Below are 17,433 nucleotides of genomic sequence, written 5' to 3'. Positions count from 1 at the left end.
CGGCTAATAAACTATGATACTCTTGCAGTCGGAACCGACTCGGGAGACGTTCTGGACCATCTCGCCGGTGGGTGAGGCGGTATTCTACGCCCTCGCCGCGATGGCCGTGGTTGTCTTTCTGTACGGGGTCTACGAGCGGTTCGCCCGCTACGCGGAGGGCGAGGCCGATGCGTTTGACCGACTCGACGACTTCTCGGGGCGCGTCCGTCGGGCCTCGCGAATCGTCCTCTCGAACGAGAAGCAGTTCGACCGCGACCTGTACGGGGGAATCATGCACGCGTTCATCCTATGGGGCTTTCTCACCCTGCTCATCGGGACGACCATCCTCGCCATCGACATCGACTTCTATCGCCGCATCACGGGCGAGTCGTTCTTCGTCGGCGACTTCTACCTCTCGTACTCGTTCGTGATGGACGCCCTCGGCTTCCTGTTCGTCGTCGGCGTCGGCATGGCCCTCTACCGGCGCTACGCCGTCCGCGAGGAGCGTCTGTGGGGCAGACACACCGGCCGCGAGGACGACGTGTTCGTCTGGACGCTGTTCGTCCTCGGCGTCGGCGGCTATCTCCTCGAAGCGCTCCGCATCGTCGGCACCGAGTTCCCCGAGTGGGAGACGGTGTCGTTCGTCGGCTACTTCCTCGCCCTCGGCTTCGACGCCGCGGGGATGTCGGCGGGCCTCGCCGAGACGCTCTACTGGCCCGCGTGGTGGTCCCACGCCATCATCGCCCTCGGGTTCGTCGCGTTCGTCCCCGCCGCGAAACCGTTCCACATGATATCCTCGTTCGCCAACGTCGTCACCGCCGACGAGAAAGCGGGCGTGCGACTGCCGGGCGTCCCCGCCGACGAGAGCCCCGAGGAGATAGGCTACACGTCCATCGAGGACCTCTCGTGGAAGCAACTGCTCGACACCGACGCCTGCACGAAGTGCGGCCGGTGTTCGGCGGTCTGCCCCGCGAAAGCGTCGGGGAGACCCCTCGACCCGCGGGACGTCATCCTCGACCTGAAGCGCTACCGCGAGGAGTTGGACGCGGGGCGGACCGAAGAGGTGGACATTATCGCCGACGGCGGAACCTCCGTCATCGACGCGGAGACGATGGAGTCCTGCATGGCCTGCATGGCCTGCATGGACTCCTGTCCGGTCGACATCGAACACCTGAGCCACTTCACCGAGATGAACCGCCGCCTGACCGAGACGGGACAGATGCAGGAACCCGTCCAGGAGGCGATGATGAACGTCTTCCAGAACGGCAACGCCTTCGGCGACCCGGCGAGAAAGCGCCCCGACTGGACGGAGGACCTCGACTTCGAGGTGCCGGACGCTCGCGAGGAGGACGTCGAGTTTCTCTGGTACGTCGGCGACTACCCCTCCTACGACGAGCGAAACCGCCGCGTCGCGCGGTCGCTCGCTCGCCTCTTCGAACTCGCGGGCGTCTCCTACGGCATCCTCTACGAGGACGAACAGAACGACGGCAACGACGTGCGCCGCGTCGGCGAGGAGGGACTCTACGAGATGCTCGTTGAGGACAACGGCGAGGCCGTCCACGACTGCGAGTTCGACAAAATCGTCTGCACGGACCCGCACTCGTACAACACGTTCCTGAACGAGTACCCCGAGATGGACCCGGAGTTCGACTACCCGGTCTACCACTACACGCAGGTGGTCGAGACGCTCGTCCGCGAGGGGCGCGTCGGCCTCGACGGGTCCGAGATAGACTACGCCGTCACTTACCACGACCCCTGTCACCTCGGACGGTTCAACGACGAGTACGAGGCCCCGAGGGAGTTGGTGCGCGCAACGGGCGCGACGCTCGCAGAGATGCCGCGCAACCGCTCGGACTCCTTCTGTTGCGGTGGGGGCGGCGGCGGTCTCTGGATGGAGCACGAAGAGGAGACGAAACCGAGCGAGGAGCGGTTGCGGGAGGCCCTCGAAGACACCGCCGCCGGAGGAGCGGTCGAGAAGTTCGTCGTCGCCTGTCCGATGTGTGCAACGATGTACGAGGACGGACGAAAGACGGGCGACTACGAGGACGACATCGAGATAATCGACGTGGCCGAGTTGCTGGTGGAAGCGCTGGAGTCGAAGCGTGGGGCCGGCGGGTCCGGGACCGCTGCCGGCGCCGAGAGAACGGATACCGGAGCGCCGTGAACGTGAACGCGAACGCGAACTTCGGCGCCGAAGCTATAGTAGCGTCTACAACTGTGTACTCATCCGACCGCCCGCAGTCGTGCGGTCGAGTGTGTGATGACTTGCAGACGCTACTATAGCGACGCAGTGGCGAGAGGAGGGCGCGGCAAGCCGGGACGACGAACCGAGGCGACCGGTCGGCGTTCCGTCGTTCAGTCGCTCTTGTACTCTTTGCGGAAGCCGCGGAACTCGGCCCGGTGGGCCTCCTCGTCGGCGAGGAGGGTGACCGCGAGGTCCTCGGTCACCGGGTCGTTGGCCTCTTCGGCGGCGTCGATGAGCGCGCGGTAGGTCTCGATGGCGTCGTTCTCGGCCTCGATGACGCCTTCGATGACGGAGATGACGCTGGTGCTGTCCTCGGGGGGTTGGAGGTTCGTCTGAGCGGCCTGGAAGTCGGCCGACCCGGGCGGCACCTCGTCGAGTTGCTTGAGGCGCTGACCGATCTGTTCGGCGTGGCCGAGTTCCTCCTGGATGTCCTCCTGCAGCGACCCCTTTATCTCCTCGGCGCGGACGCCGTCGAGGACAATGGAGTTCGTCAGGTAGTTCATCACCGTCTCCAGTTCGTCGAGATACGCCTTCTTCAGCAGTTCGATGGCCTCGTCGTTGTCCGTCGCTTGCTCGGTTTCTGGCATCGCCCGAACGTTCGTCCCGAAGGTAAAAATAGGTACCCGCCGGCGGACGCTACTCCAGGTACTCGACCAGTTCGACGACGTAGCCGTCGGGGTCCTCAACGAACGCCGCGCGGGCGCCGGCGGGGTCGACGTCGAAGGGGTCGCGGACGACCGGGCAGTCGGTGGCGTCGACGAGTTCCTCGAACGCCTCGTCGACGTCGTCGACTTCGACGGCGAGGTGGTCGATGCCCGCGGGGTCGACCCCTTCCTCCGAGTCGGGGTCGTGTTTGAACTGGAGTTCCAGTCCGTCGCCGCTCCCGACGTAGACGTTCTCGACGCCGTTCAGCGTGAACTCGCCCGTCTTCGAGAGGCCGAGTTCGCCGTAGAACTCCAGCATCGCATCGAGGTCCGAAACGGTTATCGCCGTGTGTATCAGACGCATAGCGGTCCGCTCGGACGCGCGGGTAAAATAGACCGTGGATGCTCGTTCGGCGGGCGCGGTCCGACGGTCGACGAACCCAAATTCGGGTCGAACGGCGCGTCGACAGCGAACGAGAGTTAACTTCGCCGCCGTCCTCACGTGTCCCATGCCGCGAATCAGCGAGTCCGACCTCGAGTGGTCGGAGACGGCACACGGCGAGACATCGTTCAAACGGAAGAAACTCGGGTCGGCGGCGGGCGCGGAGCGTCTCGGCGCGAGCCTGTACGAACTGCCGCCGGGGGCCGCCTCGTGGCCGTACCACTACCACACGGGTAACGAGGAGGCGGCGTACGTGCTCTCCGGGACCGGGACGCTCAGGACGCCCGACGGCGAGGAAGCGGTCCGCGCGGGCGATTTCCTCGCGTTCCCCGCGGACCCCTCGGGCGCGCACCGACTCCGAAACGACGGCGACGAACCGCTCCGCTACCTCGCCGTCTCCACGATGCGGGACCCGGACGTGACCGTCTATCCGGATTCGGAGAAGGTGGGCGTGTTCGCCGGGGCACCGCCGGGCGGCGACGGAGAGCGCGTCGTCTCGGGGTACTTCGAGCGGGACGACGCGGTGGACTACTGGGAGGGCGAGTCGTAACCGTCGGAGCGCCGTCGGTCGAACGGGAGGGCGGCCGTCGGCCGGGCGAAGTTCACGCGAGCGCCGTCTCGATGTCGTCGATGACGTCCCGCGCGGGTCTGCGGTCGCGGGTCGGGGCGTGTTCGTCCGCGTAGTCGCGGAGCACGCGGACGAAGAACGCCAGTTCGTCGCGCTCGAACGTGTCGTCGTCCTCAAGGCGCGCGAGGAGCGAGAGGGCTTGCTGGGGGTCGTCACCGTCGTCGACGGTGCGTTCGGCGTCGCTCAGGAGGGCGGCGTGCACCACCCACAGTTCCTCGAGCGAAAGGTCGAGCGGAGTCGGGTAGTTGTGGGCCGAAGCGGTCATGCTCTATCTCTGGTCGGACGTACGTCTGCATTGATATAAAGTGTGTGCGTGAGTGGCATAGTCCGCGCACGCCCGGCAAAGATTGATGTTTCGACAGGAGAATGGGACAGAGCCGATATAGACAGCTGTAAGAACTTTCTCTATCTTCATATTTACTCTGAGAGAAGAATTTGAGAGAGATAGTCACTCACAAATCGGGATGCCAGAGCGAGTTCGGCAAAAACGCACCGAATCAACTGAACGGAGTCACTCGAAGGCCGCGATTCCGGTCCCACTCACCGAAATCGCACCGAATCAACTGAACGGAGTCACTCGAAGGCCGCGATTCCGGTGAGGTCCGCCCCCAACACCAGTGTGTGGATGTCGTGGGTTCCCTCGTAGGTGTACACCGTCTCCATGTTGGCGAGGTGCCGCATCGGGGAGTAGTCGGTGGTGATTCCGTTGCCGCCGAGCATCTCGCGGGCCGTCCGCGACACCTGCCGGGCCATCCGGACGTTGTGCCGCTTGGCCATCGACACCTGCTGGTTGCGGAGTTCGCCGCGCTCTTTCAACTCGGCGAGGCGGTAGGCCATCAACTGCCCGTTCGTTATCTTCGTCGCCATCTCCGCGAGTTTGTCCTGCTGCAGTTGGAACCGGGCGATGGGGCCGCCGAACTGGTCGCGCTCTTTCGCGTACGACAGCGCCGTCTCGAAGGCATCGCGCGCGGCGCCGACGACGCCCCACGAGATGCCGTAGCGGGCCTGCGTGAGACACGACAGCGGCCCCTTCATCCCCTCGACGCCCGGCAGCACGTCCGCCTCGGGGACGCGCACGTCGTCGAGGCCGATGCCGCCCGTTATCGACGCGCGCATCGAGAGTTTGTCGTGTATCTCGTCGGTCGTCACGCCGTCGCGGTCCGTCTCCACGAGGAACCCGCGGACGGGCGACTCCTCAGCGGAGATGTCGCGCGCCCAGACGAGAGCCACGTCCGCGATGGGTGAGTTGGTTATCCACGTCTTCGAACCGTTCAAGACGTACTCGTCGCCGTCCTTCTCCGCGGCGGTGCCGCTCCGTTCCGAGGCGCTCTGCGCCTCGCTCTTCTCCGCTCGCGTCTGCATCCCCGAGGGGTTCGACCCGTGCTCGGGTTCCGTGAGGCCGAAACACCCCACCGCCTCGCCGGTTCCGAGCGCTGGGAGCCACCGCTCCTTCTGCTCCTCGGAGCCGAACGCGTGGATGGGATACATGACGAGCGCACCCTGCACGCTCGCCATCGACCGGAGGCCGGAGTCGCCCGCCTCCAACTCCTGCATCAGAATGCCGTACGCCCTGTCGCCGACGCCCGGCAGACCGTAGCCGTCGATGGTCGGCGCGTAGAAGCCGAGTTCGCCCATCTTCGGAATCAGGTCCATCGGGAACGTCCCCGCCTCGAAGTGGTCGCCGACGTCGGGTTTGACCTCCTCGTCGACGAAGCGCCGCGCCTCGTCGCGAATCATCCGCTCTTCGGTCGTGAGGTCCGCCTCCAAACCTAGATAATCGAGCATGAACGTTGCTCGACGGCGGGCGACAAAAGGTGTTCGTTCGGGCCGGCGGCGCGAGCGGAGAGAGAGAAGAGTATCGGAGACGTTCAGGACGCCGTCTCGACGTCGGTTCCGACGTCGGCCGCCGCGTTCGCGCGGACCCGCCGCGCGTAGGAGACGAAGTTCTCGAACAGGCGTTTGGCCTCGCAGGCGGCGCCGTAGTTCTCCTCGTCGATGCCGTCCAAGACCGACCGAATCCGCTCGTCGGGGAGGTCCTTCCCCATCGTCACGTCTCGGGCGGTGTCGGGGTCGTACTCGGGGTGGAACTGCACGCCCCACGCGTGGCCCTTCCGAAAGGCGTGGACGCCGTACTCGTTCTCCGCGATGAGGTCCGCGCCCGCCGGGAGTTCGGTCACGGCGTCCGAGTGGGTCGTAAAGACGGTGAAGCGGTCGTCGATACCCTCGAACAGTTCGCTGTCGGTCGTCTGCTGTACCTCTCGGTAACCGATTTCGTACTCGCCCATCCCCTCGACGGTGCCGCCGAGCGCCGTCGCGAGAATCTGGTGCCCGTAACAGACGCCGAGGACCGGCACGTCGCGTTCGGCGGCGTCGCTCACGTACGACACGAGGGGCGGAATCCACGCCTCGTCCCAGTAGACGGACGCGCGCGACCCCGTGACGACGACGCCGTCGAAGTCGAAGTGCGAGGGTATCTGCCCCTCGGTGACGTCGAACTCGACGAGGTCGGCGTCGAGTTCGCGGCGGAAGTTCCGCCGGGTGTTACTGTCCCCGTGCGACGCGTCGAGAAGAGCGAAACGGAGTCGCTCGGTTCCCTGGCTCATTGGTGGATACGAGGAAATCCGGCGTGAAGAGAGTTGCGCTCGTGGTACGTGTTGTCACCACGAAAATCGCAGACGGCCGAACAACCGACAGTTTATTTCATCTATTCTTCGAGAAACGCGAGCAACTCGTCGTTCACGCGCTTCGAGCGTTCGACGTGCGCGAGGTGCCCGGCGCCGTCGACGCCGACGAACTCCCCGCGAGGCAAGTCCTCGGTGAGCGTTCGAGCGCCTTCGACGGGCCACGCCGCGTCGTCGGTGCCGTGGACGACCAGCGTCGGCGTCGTCACCTCATAGGGCGCGTCGAGCGCGTACCCGCGGGCGGCCGCGGCCTGCGCCTCCCACGCCGCCGGGTCGGCGTCCTCCGCGGTGCGCCACTCGACTATCTCTCGGACCGCGTCGGGATGCTCGTCGACGAACTCGGCCGAGAGCGCCGCCTTCGTGGTCCGCTCGACGCCCTCGCGGTCGGTCGGCGGCGCGTAGAGCGAATCGAGGTCGACACCCGACCCCGAGGCGCCCGACCCGAGACAGACGAGGCGGTCCACGCGCGAGGTGGTCCGGGCTGCTTCGAGACCGACTAGCCCGCCAAGGCCCGCGCCGACGACGGACGTCGAGCGGAGACCGGCGTCCGAGAGGACGGTCGTGAAATCCGAGACGAGGTCGGAGATAGCATAGGGGCCGGGCGGCGCGTCGGAGCGACCCGCGCCGCGAACGTCGGTGACGACGCTCTCGAACGGCCCCGCGACGGCCGCGTGCTGCCACCCCCACTGCCACGCGCCGTACCCCGCGTCGCCGACGAAGACGACCGAGTCGCCGTCGCCGCCGCCGTCGCGTTCGTAGTAGCAGGCGACGCCGCCGTTCGAGGCCACTGGCATAGTACGGTCGTAGTCGGGGGGACGCCGCCTTAGCGGCATCGAAGCGGAGCGACGGTCCGCGCGGTGCTACGACTGCGTCCGCAGTCGCCACTGACCGTCGCCCTCGTACGACAATACGCCGTGAAACAGGCTCTCCAGCGTGGTCACCGTCGTCTCCTTCTGCGTCGTCGGGTCGAGGAAGAACAGGCCGCGGGCGCCGGGGCGCGGTCGGTCGGTACTCGCGGTGTCCCGTTCGTCGAAGCCGAGGGCGTCGAGGCGGCCGACGAGGACGTGCAGGAACCGATACAGCGTCTTCAGGGGGACGTATCGGAGCAACAGGTCGAGCGACTCCATCGAGACGATCGTCGCCGCGTCCGAGTCGTCGGCCCACGAACCCGTATAGCGCGTCGCCTGCATCCCGACGCTCGTCAGGTCGGCGGGCGTCGGCACCGTCTCGACGGCGACGCCGTCGGGCGCGTCGTCCGTCGCGCGGTCCGGCGTCGTCACGACGGCGGCGTTCTCGGGCGGGCCGTCGAGGGCTGCGACCCAGTCGTCGTACCACCGCGTGAGCGGCCGCGAGAAACAGACGCCGAAGAGGTTGACGGGGCGCGACCCGCCCGCGAGGAGGCGCTTGCACGTCAAGTCCGAGTCGGACTCCGAGTGCGGCCTGAGAACGAGGACGCCGGCGGCATCACGCGTCTCGCGGGTGACCCGGTCGGTGAGTTCCATCTATCGGATACGCAAGTCGACAGGCGGTGATAACTCTTCTCGTACTCGCCGAGATTTCACCGGACTGCGGCGGGGGGCCGGCGTGCGGTGCGGTCGAGGCCGGAACGACGTGTCTCCCGTTCAGGCGTCGAGAACGCGGCGGAGCACGTCGGGCGCCTCCTCCAACACGTCGTCGAGGGCGTCGACGTCCGGACCGCCGCCCTGCGCGAAGTCCGGCGGGCCGCCGCCGCCGCCGCCGACGCGGGAGGCGAGTTCGCCGACGACGTCGCCGGCGTTGATGCCCACGTCGTCGGGGACGCCGACGACGAACTGGGCGCTGCCGCCCGCGGCGGACCCGAGGACGGCGACCTTGCCCTCGCCGACGATGGCGTTGGCCGTCGCGCGGAGTTCGTCGGCGTCGCCGTCGACTCGTTGGACGACGGCGGGCGTACCGTCGACGTCTATCTCTTCGGTCTCCGCGGCGGCGCGCGCCTCCGCGAGTTCGGACTTCAGGCGGTCGACAGTCTTGCCGCGCTCCTTCCACTCGGTGAAGAACCGCTCGGCCGTCTCCGGGACGTCCTCGGGGTTGACGTCGAGGACGTCGGCGGCGTCGTAGAGGGCGTCCTCGGTGCGTTGGGTCGCCGCGATAGCGGCGTCACCCGCGGCGAAGACGATGCGCTCGACGCCGTCTTGAACGGGTTCGGTGTTCAGAATCTTGATGGCGCCGATGTCGCCCGTCCGCTTGACGTGCGTGCCGCCGCAGGCCTGTACGTCGTCGCCGACGGTGATGACGCGGACGTTGCGTCCCGGCGGGATACCCCCTTGGTAGAGGTCGAAGCCGTACTTGTCCTCGGCCTGGTGGCGGTCCGGCCACTCGGCCCGCACCGTGCTGTTACCCATCACGATGTCGTTGGCGACCCGCTCTATCTCCTTGACCTCCTCGCGCGTGATGCGCTCGTAGTGGGAGATGTCGAAGCGCGCCCGGTCGACGCCCTTCTGCGCGCCGGCCTGTCGGACGTGGTCACCGAGCACCTGCCGCGCGGCGTGGCCGACGACGTGCGTCGCCGTGTGGTGTCGCATCAGGCGGCGGCGGCGCTGCACGTCGAGTTGCCCGCGGACGAACTCGCCCTTGCCGGGGTCGGCGTCCGTGCGGTGCAGGACGACGCCGTCGCGTATCTGCACGTCGGAGACTTGAACCGTGGCGTCGTCCGTCGACAGCGTCCCGTGGTCGGCGGGTTGGCCCCCGCCCTCGGGGTAGAACATCGTCTGGTCGAGCACCACGTCGTACCCCTCCTCGCGTTCGATGACGTCGAGGACGACGGCTTCGAACTCCGTGCGCTCCTGGTCGTCGTAGTAGAGTTTCTCGGTGTCGGGCAGGTCCGCGAGTCGCTTCTCGCGTTCCTCGGCCTCCTCGGAGGCGCCCTCTCCCTCGTGGCGGTCCGCGACGAGCGAGTAGAAGTTGTCCGGCACGTCCACCGTCGCGCCGCGTTCCTCGGCTATCTCGCGCACCATGTCGGGTTGGATGCCGTGGGAGTCGTACAGTTCGACGAGGTCGTCCAGCGGAATCGGTTCCTCTCGCCCGGCGTACTCGTCGGCCAGCGACTGCACCTTCCGCGTGCCGCGTTCGAGCGTCTCGCGGTACTTTCGCTCCTCGGTGCGCACGATGTCGCGGATGGTGTCGCGGTTCTCGTAGTCGAGGCGTTCGGCCTGCATGTCCACGAGTTCGTCGAGGGGCGCGTCGACGCCGACGTTGTCGACGAGGCGCTTCGTCCGGCGGAGCACCATGCGCGCGAGGTAGCCCGTTCCGACGTTCGAGGGGACGATGCCGTCGCCGAACATGTATGCAAGAGTACGGCAGTGGTCCGCGATGGCGTAGATATCTTCGAGGGGGCGCAGGAGGCTCGTGAGTTCGTCGACGTCGACGCCGAGTTCGTCGGCGATGTCGCCGCGGGCCTCGTAGACGTCGTCCACCTCGTCGATATCCAGATAGCCCGACAGTTTCGCCGCGCGGTGGACGAGTTCTTCGTCCTCCTCGGACAGCGTGACGTTGGCGTTCTTCTTCAGGAACTCTATCATGTCGGGGTACACCGCCTCGTAGACGGTGGCGGTGCCCTGCGACACCCACGCCCAGCGTTCGAGGCCGTAACCGGTGTCGACGATGTAGGTATCCATCGGCGAGTACCGGTTGCCGTCCTTCATCTCGTAGTCGCCCTCGGGGTCCTGCTCCATCGACATGAAGACGAGGGTGGCGAGTTCGGCGCCGCGGTACAGCACCTCGAAGGCGGGACCGGCGTTACCCCCGCCGACCCACGGGTCCTCGATGTAGGTTATCTCCTCCAAGTCGGCGCCCATGTGCTCGAAGAACTCGTCGCAGAGTTCGACCGTCTCGTCCTTCCAGTACACCTCGCCGGAGTAGGCGTACTCGTCGCCCACCTCCTCGCGGGCGTTGAACGCGTGGTGGGCCATCATCTCGAACGCCATCGTGTGCCGCCCCGTCTTCCCCACGTTGTCGATATCCTGCATCCGGATGCAGGGCTGGGAGATGGTCAGGGGATTCGCCGGCGGCGGCGTCTGCCCGCTGGTGACGAGGGGTTGGAAGTCGTAGATAGAAGCCTGCGTCAACAGCACGTCGTCGCGCCAGCGGTTCGCCGCGACCGGGTAGGGTTCGATTCGCTCGTGCCCGTGCTCTTCGAAGAACGAGAGGAACTCCTCTCGCATCTCCTCTAAGGTGTACTCCTCGGCGAAGCCGGGGTTGTCGATGAACGAGTAGTCGTCGGCGGGCGGTTCCCCGCAGGTCTCGCGGTCGGGGTCGCGCGTCCAGAAGTACGCGTCGGTCACCGGACACTGCTTCCGGTGGAACCCCTCCTCCTCGAAGTAGTCGAGGCGGTACTCCTCTTCGAGTTCACTCATTACCCCAGATTGACCCACGGCCGGGTAAAACAGTTCCGGGTAGGGAGCGCAGGAGACGACGGTTTCGGCCTCGTTTCTCCCCGCAGTCGGGCGAAAGGAGCGTCTGACGCGCGGACGACGTCTGTCCGTCGCCGACGCTCCGAGAACGTCTGCGACGCCTCGCTCGTTCGGCCGCACGGCGCCGTCGGCGAAACGAGTACTCGGGTGCAGGGGCTGACTATAACGTCGTCGCGGACGTCCGCTCTTTCGTGAGAATACGCGAATCCATCCGCCAGAGACCCGCCGTCGAGTGGGCGGCGTGGGTACTGCTCTCCGAACTGGCCGGCGTCGTCGGCGGCGTGGCGACGGCGTCGGCCGTCGGAACCTGGTACGTGACGCTCGTACAGCCGTCGTTCGCCCCGCCGAGTTGGGTGTTCGGACCGGTGTGGACGACGCTGTACGCCCTCATGGGGACGGCGGCGTTTCTCGTCTCCCGTTCCGCCGACCCCCGCGCTCGGGGCGCGCTGTTCGCTTTCGTCGGACACCTCCTCCTCAACGTGGCGTGGTCGCTGGCGTTCTTCGGCCTGCAGTCGCCGCTGTACGGTCTCGTCGTCATCGTCCCCCTCCTCGGGGCTATCGCCGGGGTGACCGTCCTGTTCGGTCGCATCGACCGCCGCGCCGCGGCGCTCATGCTCCCGTACCTCGCGTGGGTGACGTTCGCGACGGCGCTCAACTACCGGTTCTGGGTGCTGAACTGAACCGGGGCGTGGGACGTCACACCGAGACCCGCGGCAACGTCCCGCAACAGTTATGTGAATCCTGAATATTCCTTAGTCAGACCGACGTGAAAATCGTTGAACATGTGCGGCTCGCGACGGACGACGCGACTGCTCTCGGCGGCGTCGCGTCCGACGTCGCGGCGGGGACGACGATAGCGACGCTGGCGGCCGCGGAAGCCGGCGACCGAGACGTCGACGTCGCCGTCGTTACCGACCCCGACGGGGAGTTCGACCTGAGCGTTCCCGTCGTCTGCTACGCCGACTGCGACCCCGAGTCGGTGCCGCGGCCCGAACGGTTCGACGCGTTCGTGCCGCGGGGCGACGAAGCGTCGCTCCGCACGCAGATCCGCTGGCTCCGCTCGCGTTCGGGGCGGAGGGGGGACAGCCAGACCCGTCTCAAACGGCTCTACGAGGGAACCTCGACGCTCATCGCCGCCGAGACGACCGACGAACTGTTCGCCCGGACGATAGATATCGCCGAGCGCATCCTCGCGTTCGACAACTCCTCCATCAGCATCGACGTGGGCGGGAGCTTCCGGGTCTCCGCCACCGACACGGCGACGGACGAGGGCGACCTGATTCCGCTGAATCAGGGCATCCTCGGCGAAACGTACCGGACCGGCGAGTCGAAACTCATCGACGACGTTCGCGAACACGACGCCGCCGCGCCCGACGACCCCGCGTTCCGGTCGGTCGTCAGCGTCCCCATCGGCGACATCGGCGTCTTCCAAGCTATCTCGACGGAGGTGGGCGCGTACGACGAGACCGACCGCCGACTGGCGGAACTGCTCGTCTCCTACGTCGCCGAGACGGCCGCGCGCATCGCCTCGGAGGCGGCCCTCCGGGAGAGTCGCGGGCGTATCGAGGCGCTTCACCGCGGAACGGTCGAACTCGCCGCCGTCACCGACCTCGAAGAACTGTTCGAGCGGACCGTCGGGATAACCGACGACATCCTCTCGTTCGACCTGAGCTACATCGGCGTCGTCGAAGAAGGGTACATCGTCCCCGCGGCGACGTCCGAGGAGTTCCCTAAGGACGGCGCGGAGGTGAAATCGCTCGAAGACGGCGGCGTCGCCGCGCACGTCCACCGCACGGGACGGACGCGCCTCGTCACGGACATGGCCGAGGCGGAAGACGCCCGGCCGACGAAGGAGGCCTACCGCTCGGGGGTGAGCGTCCCCGTCGGCGACATCGCCGTCTTTCAGGCGGCCGCGTACACCCCGAACGCGTTCGACGAGGCGGACGTGGAACTCACCGAACTGCTGATGGCGCACGTCGCCGTGACCGCCGAACGCATCCGCGCGGAGGAGAGTCTCCGCGACGAACGCGACCGCTCGACGGCGCTCTTCGAGCACGTCTCGGACGCCGCCGTCGCCTACGCGGTGGACGATGAGGGCACCGCGCGCGTCCAGAGCGTCAACCGCGCCTTCGAGGAGCGGTTCGGACGCCGCGCGGTCGACGTCGTGGGCGGCGACCTCGTCGGCGAAATCGTCCCCGACGACGAGTCCGACCCGCCCGAACTGCGCGTCGCCGGGGGAGAGCGTCACCGAGGGGAGGTACGGCGCCTCGCCACCGACGGCACGCGGGAGTTCATCCTCAACGTCGTCCCCCTCGACCCCGACGCGAACGACGGACAGGGGTACGCGCTGTACACCGACATCACCGAGCGCAAGCGCCGCGAGTCGGAGCTAGAGCGGCAGAACGAACGGTTGGAGGAGTTCGCAAACATCGTGAGCCACGACCTGCGGAACCCGCTGGCCGTCGCGCAGGGTCACCTCGACCTCGGTCGCGAGACGGGCCGCGAGGAGTCCTTCGAGACGGTCGCCGACGCCCTCGGGCAGATGGAGCGACTCATCGACGACCTGCTATCGCTCGCCCGACAGGGAAACGTGGTGGGCGAGACGGCCGCCGTCGACGTGGCGGCGACCGCCCGGCGCGCGTGGGCGACCGTCGAGACGGGCGGGGCGTCGCTGGAGGCGGCGGGGGTGACGGTGGACGCCGACGAGGAGCGACTCGCCGAACTGCTCGGGAACCTCTTCCGGAACGCGCTGGAGCACGGTTCGACGGATGGGCGGCGCGCCGCCGATGACGGCGAGTCGGTCACCGTCCGCGTGGGTCCGCTCGGCGGAAATAACCCGGTCGACGGGAGCGGAGAGGGAGGCGACGAGGGGTTCTACGTCGAGGACGACGGCGTCGGCATCCCGCCCGAACGCCGCGAACGCGTCTTCGACCCCGGCGAGACGACGGGCGAGGACGGTATCGGCTACGGACTCGCCATCGTCTCCCGCATCAGCGACGCGCACGGCTGGTCGGTGTCGGTGACCGAATCAGAGACAGGCGGCGCGCGCTTCGAGTTCCGGGTCTGAGTTCTACTCGTCGGCGGCCGCCAGCGACGCGAGCAGCGCTTCCAACTGCACCTGCTCGTTCGCCCCCTCGGTGATGCGGTAGTCCGCCTCGCCGATGCGCTCCATCAGGCGGACGGTGGCGCGTTCGTCGAGGTCGAACTCCCACACCGAGCGGTGGAGTTGGTCGATGATGTCGCCGCCGGCCATCCCGGTGTCGACGAGGAGCGTCTCCAGTTTCGACCGCGCGGCGAGGAAGTCGCCGCCGATGGCGGACTGGACCATCTCCTCGATGTCCTCGGGGCGGGCGGTGGAGGTGATGAGGTAGACGGCCTCCTCGTCGACCACCTCGCCCGTCGTCGCCGCCGCCTGCAGGGAGTTGATGGCGCGGCGCATGTCGCCGCCGGCGGCGTAGACGAGGGCGTCGAGGCCGTCCTCGGTGAGTTCGATGCCCTCCGTCTCGGCGATGGCCTCCACCTGCTTGCGGACGGCGTCGTCGCCGAGGGGCGAAAAGCGGAAGACGGCGCATCTGGATTGGATGGGGTCGATTATCTTCGAGGAGTAGTTACACGAGAGGATGAAGCGCGTGTTGTCGGAGAACTGCTCCATCGTCCGGCGGAGGGCCGACTGCGCGTCCGAGGTGAGCGAGTCGGCCTCGTCGAGAAAGATGATGCGGTAGTCGTAGCCGCCGAAGGAGGCGCGGGCGAAGTTCTTTATTCTATCTCGTACCACGTCGATACCGCGCTCGTCGGAGGCGTTGAGTTCGAGGAAGTTGCCGCGCCAGTCGTCGCCGTAGACGGCGCGGGCGATGGCCGTCGCGGAGGTTGTCTTGCCGACGCCCGCCGGTCCCGCGAATAGCAGGTGCGGCAGGTCGTCTTGCTCGATGTACGAGCGGAGTCGGTCGACGATGTCCTCCTGCCCGTACACGTCCTCGAGCGTCTGCGGTCGGTACTTCTCGATCCAGATTTCGCGACCCGTCGTGCCCTCCGCATCCGCGGCCTCGCTCATACGCCGGAGTCGGGTCCGGCGAGTGATAAAGCACCCGCGTTGGCTCCGCACGGGGTCGGAAGGCCGGACCGGAGAGCGAAACGGGCAAAGCCACGCCGTGCGGAGAGGGAATATGCACGTCACCGTCGAAGTCGTCGGCGAGGGGGTCGAGGAGGTGTCCGTCGACGCGGACGGCACGTACGCCGACCTCGTGCGCGCCGTCGACCTCAGCCCTCACGAGGTGTCCGTCCTCGTCGACGGGTCGCCCGTCCCCGAGGACCAACCCGTCGAGGCCGACCGCGTGAAAATCCTGCGCCTCATCAAGGGCGGGGCTGCCTGAAGGGCCGAGACTTGCCCGAGAAACCCGAGAGACCCGAGGTACGTCCGGCCCGCCCCGCCGACCGCGACGCCGCCGTCGAACTGCTGGACGCGGCGATGCTCGAAGTCGACTCCGGGGAGGTGCGGCGACGAATCGAGGCGGGGGACGTCCTCGTCGCCGACGCCGAGACGCGACTCGTGGGCGTCTGCGTGCTGAAGCCGGGAGGAGGCGAGCGAGGGAACGAGAGCGAGATAACCCACGTCGCCGTCCACCGCTCTCGGCGGGCGCGGGGACTGGGGCGAAAACTGGTCGAGGCCGCCGCGGCGCGGACCGACGGGCCGCTGACGGCGACGTTCCGAGGACAGGTACGGCCGTTCTACGAGGCGGTGGGGTTCGAGGTCGAACCGGAAGACGAGGACGAGGACGAAGACGAAAACGAAAACGGAAGATTCCGGGGTCGACTCAGATGAGCGGTGCGACGAGTTCGCGGCCCGCTTCGAGGAGTTCGCGGACGTCCTCTTCGCTCGACGCCTCGGCGTAGACGCGCATCTTCGGCTCCGTGCCCGAGGGCCGGACGAGGAGCCACGAGCCGTCTTCGAGGAGGAGTTTGAAGCCGTCGAGCGTGACGACCTCCGCGATGTCGCGACCGGCCACCTGCTCGGGCAGTTCGTCGTCCAACTCGTCGATGACGCGGTCTTTCTCCGCGTCGGGGCACTCCAAGCCTATCTTGTCCGCGACGATGTCGCCGTGGGTGTCGAGGAGTCGGTCCACGCGTTCGTCCATCGGTTCCTCGGCCGTGGCGGCGGCGCCGAGCAGTCCCATGAGGACGCCGTCCTTCTCGCGGACGTGGTTCCGGATGGAGAAGCCGCCGGACTCCTCGCCGCCCATCAGCGCGTCGTGCTCTTTCATCCCGTTCGCAACCCACTTGAAGCCGACAGCCGTCTCGAACACCTCCTCGCCGTGTTCCTCGGCGATGCGGTCGATGAGGAACGTCGTCGAGACGGTGCGGACGGCCGGTCCGGCGTCCGATTCGAGCATGTAGTCGTAGGCGGCCGCGAAGAAGAGGTTCTCGTCGAGGTGGCCTCGCTCGGGGGTGACGAACGCGACGCGGTCGGAGTCGCCGTCGTTGGCGACGCCGAGGTCAGCGTCGTGCTCATCGACGGTCTCCACGAGGCGTTCGAGGTTCTCGGCGCTCGGTTCCGGCGGCGTGCCGCCGAAGTCCGGATCCCGTTCGTCGCGGATGCTCACCACCTCCGCGCCCGCCGATTCGAGGAGGGCGTCGGTGACGCCGCGGCCGCTCCCGTGCATGGCGTCGTAGGCGACCGTCAGCCCCGAGAGGTCTGCGTCGACGAGTTCGCGGGCCGCCTCGAAGTGCGGCGTCACGATGTCGACCTCCTCTATCGTCCCGCGTTCGTCCTCGGAGAGCAGGTCGGGTTCGGCGAGGCGTTCCTCGATGGCCTCGGTGACCTCCGGGAGCGCCGGCGCGCCGTCGGATGGGATGAACTTCACGCCGTTGTACTCCGCGGGGTTGTGCGACGCCGTGACCATCAGCGCGCCGGAGAGGCCGCGGTCCACGATGGCGTGGGCGACCAGCGGCGTCGGTCGGTCCCGGTCGGGGAGCAGCACGTCGAACCCGTTGCCCGCGAGCACCTCCGCGAGCGAGTCGGCGAACCCGGGCGACGTCTCCCGCGCGTCGTAGCCGACGAGGACGGGCGCGTCGAACCCCTCGTCCGAGAGGTAGTCGGCAACGGCCTGTCCCACGATGCGGACCCGGTCGTCCGTGAACGTGTCCAAGGTCGCGCGCCAGCCGTCCGTTCCGAAAGAGATGGCGTCCATGCGGGCACCGACGCCGCGGCCGGGCAAAAAGGTACGCCGCGGCCGCGTCGTCGGCGAACGCGACGCGGACCGCGTCGTCGGCGAACGCGACGCGGACCGCGCGGCGGTCGGAACCGCGCCGGAACCGGCCGCATCGACCGGGAGCCGACGGGCTTTTGCTCGTCGGTCACTCACCGAATCC

General features: G+C 67.6%; 16 protein-coding genes. 6 read left to right on the top strand and 10 right to left on the bottom strand.

Annotated elements, in window-relative coordinates:
• The first annotated feature begins 13 nt into the window (after window positions 1-13).
• On the top strand, window positions 14-2,143 hold the full coding sequence (locus NDI76_RS01720) for a (Fe-S)-binding protein (protein WP_310922255.1): 2,130 nt from the start codon (window positions 14-16) through the stop codon (window positions 2,141-2,143).
• 191 nt (window positions 2,144-2,334) lie between these two features.
• Here the strand turns inward: NDI76_RS01720 and NDI76_RS01715 are convergent, their stop codons facing one another.
• Together NDI76_RS01715 and NDI76_RS01710 are read right to left on the bottom strand one after the other, a co-directional pair.
• The gene (locus NDI76_RS01715; RefSeq protein ID WP_310922254.1) at window positions 2,335-2,811 is read right to left on the bottom strand and encodes a ferritin-like domain-containing protein; all 477 of its coding nucleotides are present in this window, start codon (window positions 2,809-2,811) and stop codon (window positions 2,335-2,337) included.
• Between the two features lie 49 nt (window positions 2,812-2,860).
• Window positions 2,861-3,232 (bottom strand): VOC family protein, encoded by a 372-nt coding sequence (locus NDI76_RS01710; protein WP_310922253.1) that lies wholly within the window; start codon window positions 3,230-3,232, stop codon window positions 2,861-2,863.
• A 145-nt stretch (window positions 3,233-3,377) separates the two neighbouring features.
• Here NDI76_RS01710 and NDI76_RS01705 point away from each other — a divergent pair, with 145 nt between their 5' ends.
• The gene (locus NDI76_RS01705; RefSeq protein ID WP_310922252.1) at window positions 3,378-3,860 is read left to right on the top strand and encodes a cupin domain-containing protein; all 483 of its coding nucleotides are present in this window, start codon (window positions 3,378-3,380) and stop codon (window positions 3,858-3,860) included.
• A 52-nt stretch (window positions 3,861-3,912) separates the two neighbouring features.
• On the opposite strand, the gene NDI76_RS01700 is transcribed toward NDI76_RS01705, so the two are convergent.
• The 6 genes from NDI76_RS01700 to alaS all read right to left on the bottom strand — a co-directional run bounded on the left by NDI76_RS01700 (window position 3,913) and on the right by alaS (window position 11,010).
• On the bottom strand, window positions 3,913-4,203 hold the full coding sequence (locus NDI76_RS01700) for a DUF7853 family protein (protein WP_310922251.1): 291 nt from the start codon (window positions 4,201-4,203) through the stop codon (window positions 3,913-3,915).
• 308 nt (window positions 4,204-4,511) lie between these two features.
• On the bottom strand, window positions 4,512-5,723 hold the full coding sequence (locus tag NDI76_RS01695) for an acyl-CoA dehydrogenase family protein (RefSeq protein WP_310922250.1): 1,212 nt from the start codon (window positions 5,721-5,723) through the stop codon (window positions 4,512-4,514).
• Between the two features lie 83 nt (window positions 5,724-5,806).
• Entirely contained in the window at window positions 5,807-6,541 is a 735-nt protein-coding gene (locus NDI76_RS01690) for a type 1 glutamine amidotransferase (protein ID WP_310922249.1), read from the bottom strand.
• Between the two features lie 101 nt (window positions 6,542-6,642).
• A complete protein-coding gene (locus tag NDI76_RS01685; protein WP_310922248.1) occupies window positions 6,643-7,413 on the bottom strand; it encodes an alpha/beta fold hydrolase in 771 nt (256 codons plus the stop codon).
• A 66-nt stretch (window positions 7,414-7,479) separates the two neighbouring features.
• Window positions 7,480-8,121 (bottom strand): DUF7504 family protein, encoded by a 642-nt coding sequence (locus NDI76_RS01680; protein ID WP_310922247.1) that lies wholly within the window; start codon window positions 8,119-8,121, stop codon window positions 7,480-7,482.
• Between the two features lie 120 nt (window positions 8,122-8,241).
• Window positions 8,242-11,010, bottom strand: a complete 2,769-nt coding sequence (gene alaS / locus NDI76_RS01675; protein WP_310922246.1) for an alanine--tRNA ligase — start codon at window positions 11,008-11,010, stop codon at window positions 8,242-8,244.
• Between the two features lie 248 nt (window positions 11,011-11,258).
• On the opposite strand from alaS, the gene NDI76_RS01670 reads away from it, so the two are divergent.
• Together NDI76_RS01670 and NDI76_RS01665 are read left to right on the top strand one after the other, a co-directional pair.
• Window positions 11,259-11,747: a TspO/MBR family protein gene (locus NDI76_RS01670; RefSeq protein WP_310922244.1), complete on the top strand. Its 489-nt coding sequence runs from the start codon at window positions 11,259-11,261 to the stop codon at window positions 11,745-11,747.
• A 104-nt stretch (window positions 11,748-11,851) separates the two neighbouring features.
• The gene (locus NDI76_RS01665) at window positions 11,852-14,134 is read left to right on the top strand and encodes a sensor histidine kinase (RefSeq protein ID WP_310922243.1); all 2,283 of its coding nucleotides are present in this window, start codon (window positions 11,852-11,854) and stop codon (window positions 14,132-14,134) included.
• Window positions 14,135-14,137: 3 nt separating this feature from the next.
• Here the strand turns inward: NDI76_RS01665 and NDI76_RS01660 are convergent, their stop codons facing one another.
• Window positions 14,138-15,118 (bottom strand): replication factor C small subunit, encoded by a 981-nt coding sequence (locus tag NDI76_RS01660; RefSeq protein WP_310922241.1) that lies wholly within the window; start codon window positions 15,116-15,118, stop codon window positions 14,138-14,140.
• 112 nt (window positions 15,119-15,230) lie between these two features.
• Here NDI76_RS01660 and samp2 point away from each other — a divergent pair, with 112 nt between their 5' ends.
• Together samp2 and NDI76_RS01650 are read left to right on the top strand one after the other, a co-directional pair.
• On the top strand, window positions 15,231-15,437 hold the full coding sequence (gene samp2 / locus NDI76_RS01655; RefSeq protein WP_310922240.1) for a ubiquitin-like small modifier protein SAMP2: 207 nt from the start codon (window positions 15,231-15,233) through the stop codon (window positions 15,435-15,437).
• 11 nt (window positions 15,438-15,448) lie between these two features.
• Window positions 15,449-15,886, top strand: a complete 438-nt coding sequence (locus NDI76_RS01650) for a GNAT family N-acetyltransferase (RefSeq protein WP_310922239.1) — start codon at window positions 15,449-15,451, stop codon at window positions 15,884-15,886.
• Here the strand turns inward: NDI76_RS01650 and NDI76_RS01645 are convergent.
• A complete protein-coding gene (locus NDI76_RS01645) occupies window positions 15,879-17,252 on the bottom strand; it encodes a phosphoglucomutase/phosphomannomutase family protein (RefSeq protein ID WP_310922238.1) in 1,374 nt (457 codons plus the stop codon). The two genes, NDI76_RS01650 and NDI76_RS01645, sit on opposite strands and share 8 nt — an antisense overlap.
• Between the last annotated feature and the right edge of the window lie 181 nt (window positions 17,253-17,433).

The organism is Halogeometricum sp. S1BR25-6 (assembly GCF_031624495.1).
Classification (GTDB): domain Archaea; phylum Halobacteriota; class Halobacteria; order Halobacteriales; family Haloferacaceae; genus Halogeometricum; species Halogeometricum salsisoli.
Note: the sequence above shows the minus strand (reverse complement) of the source record. Positions and strands in the feature narration are given on the sequence as shown.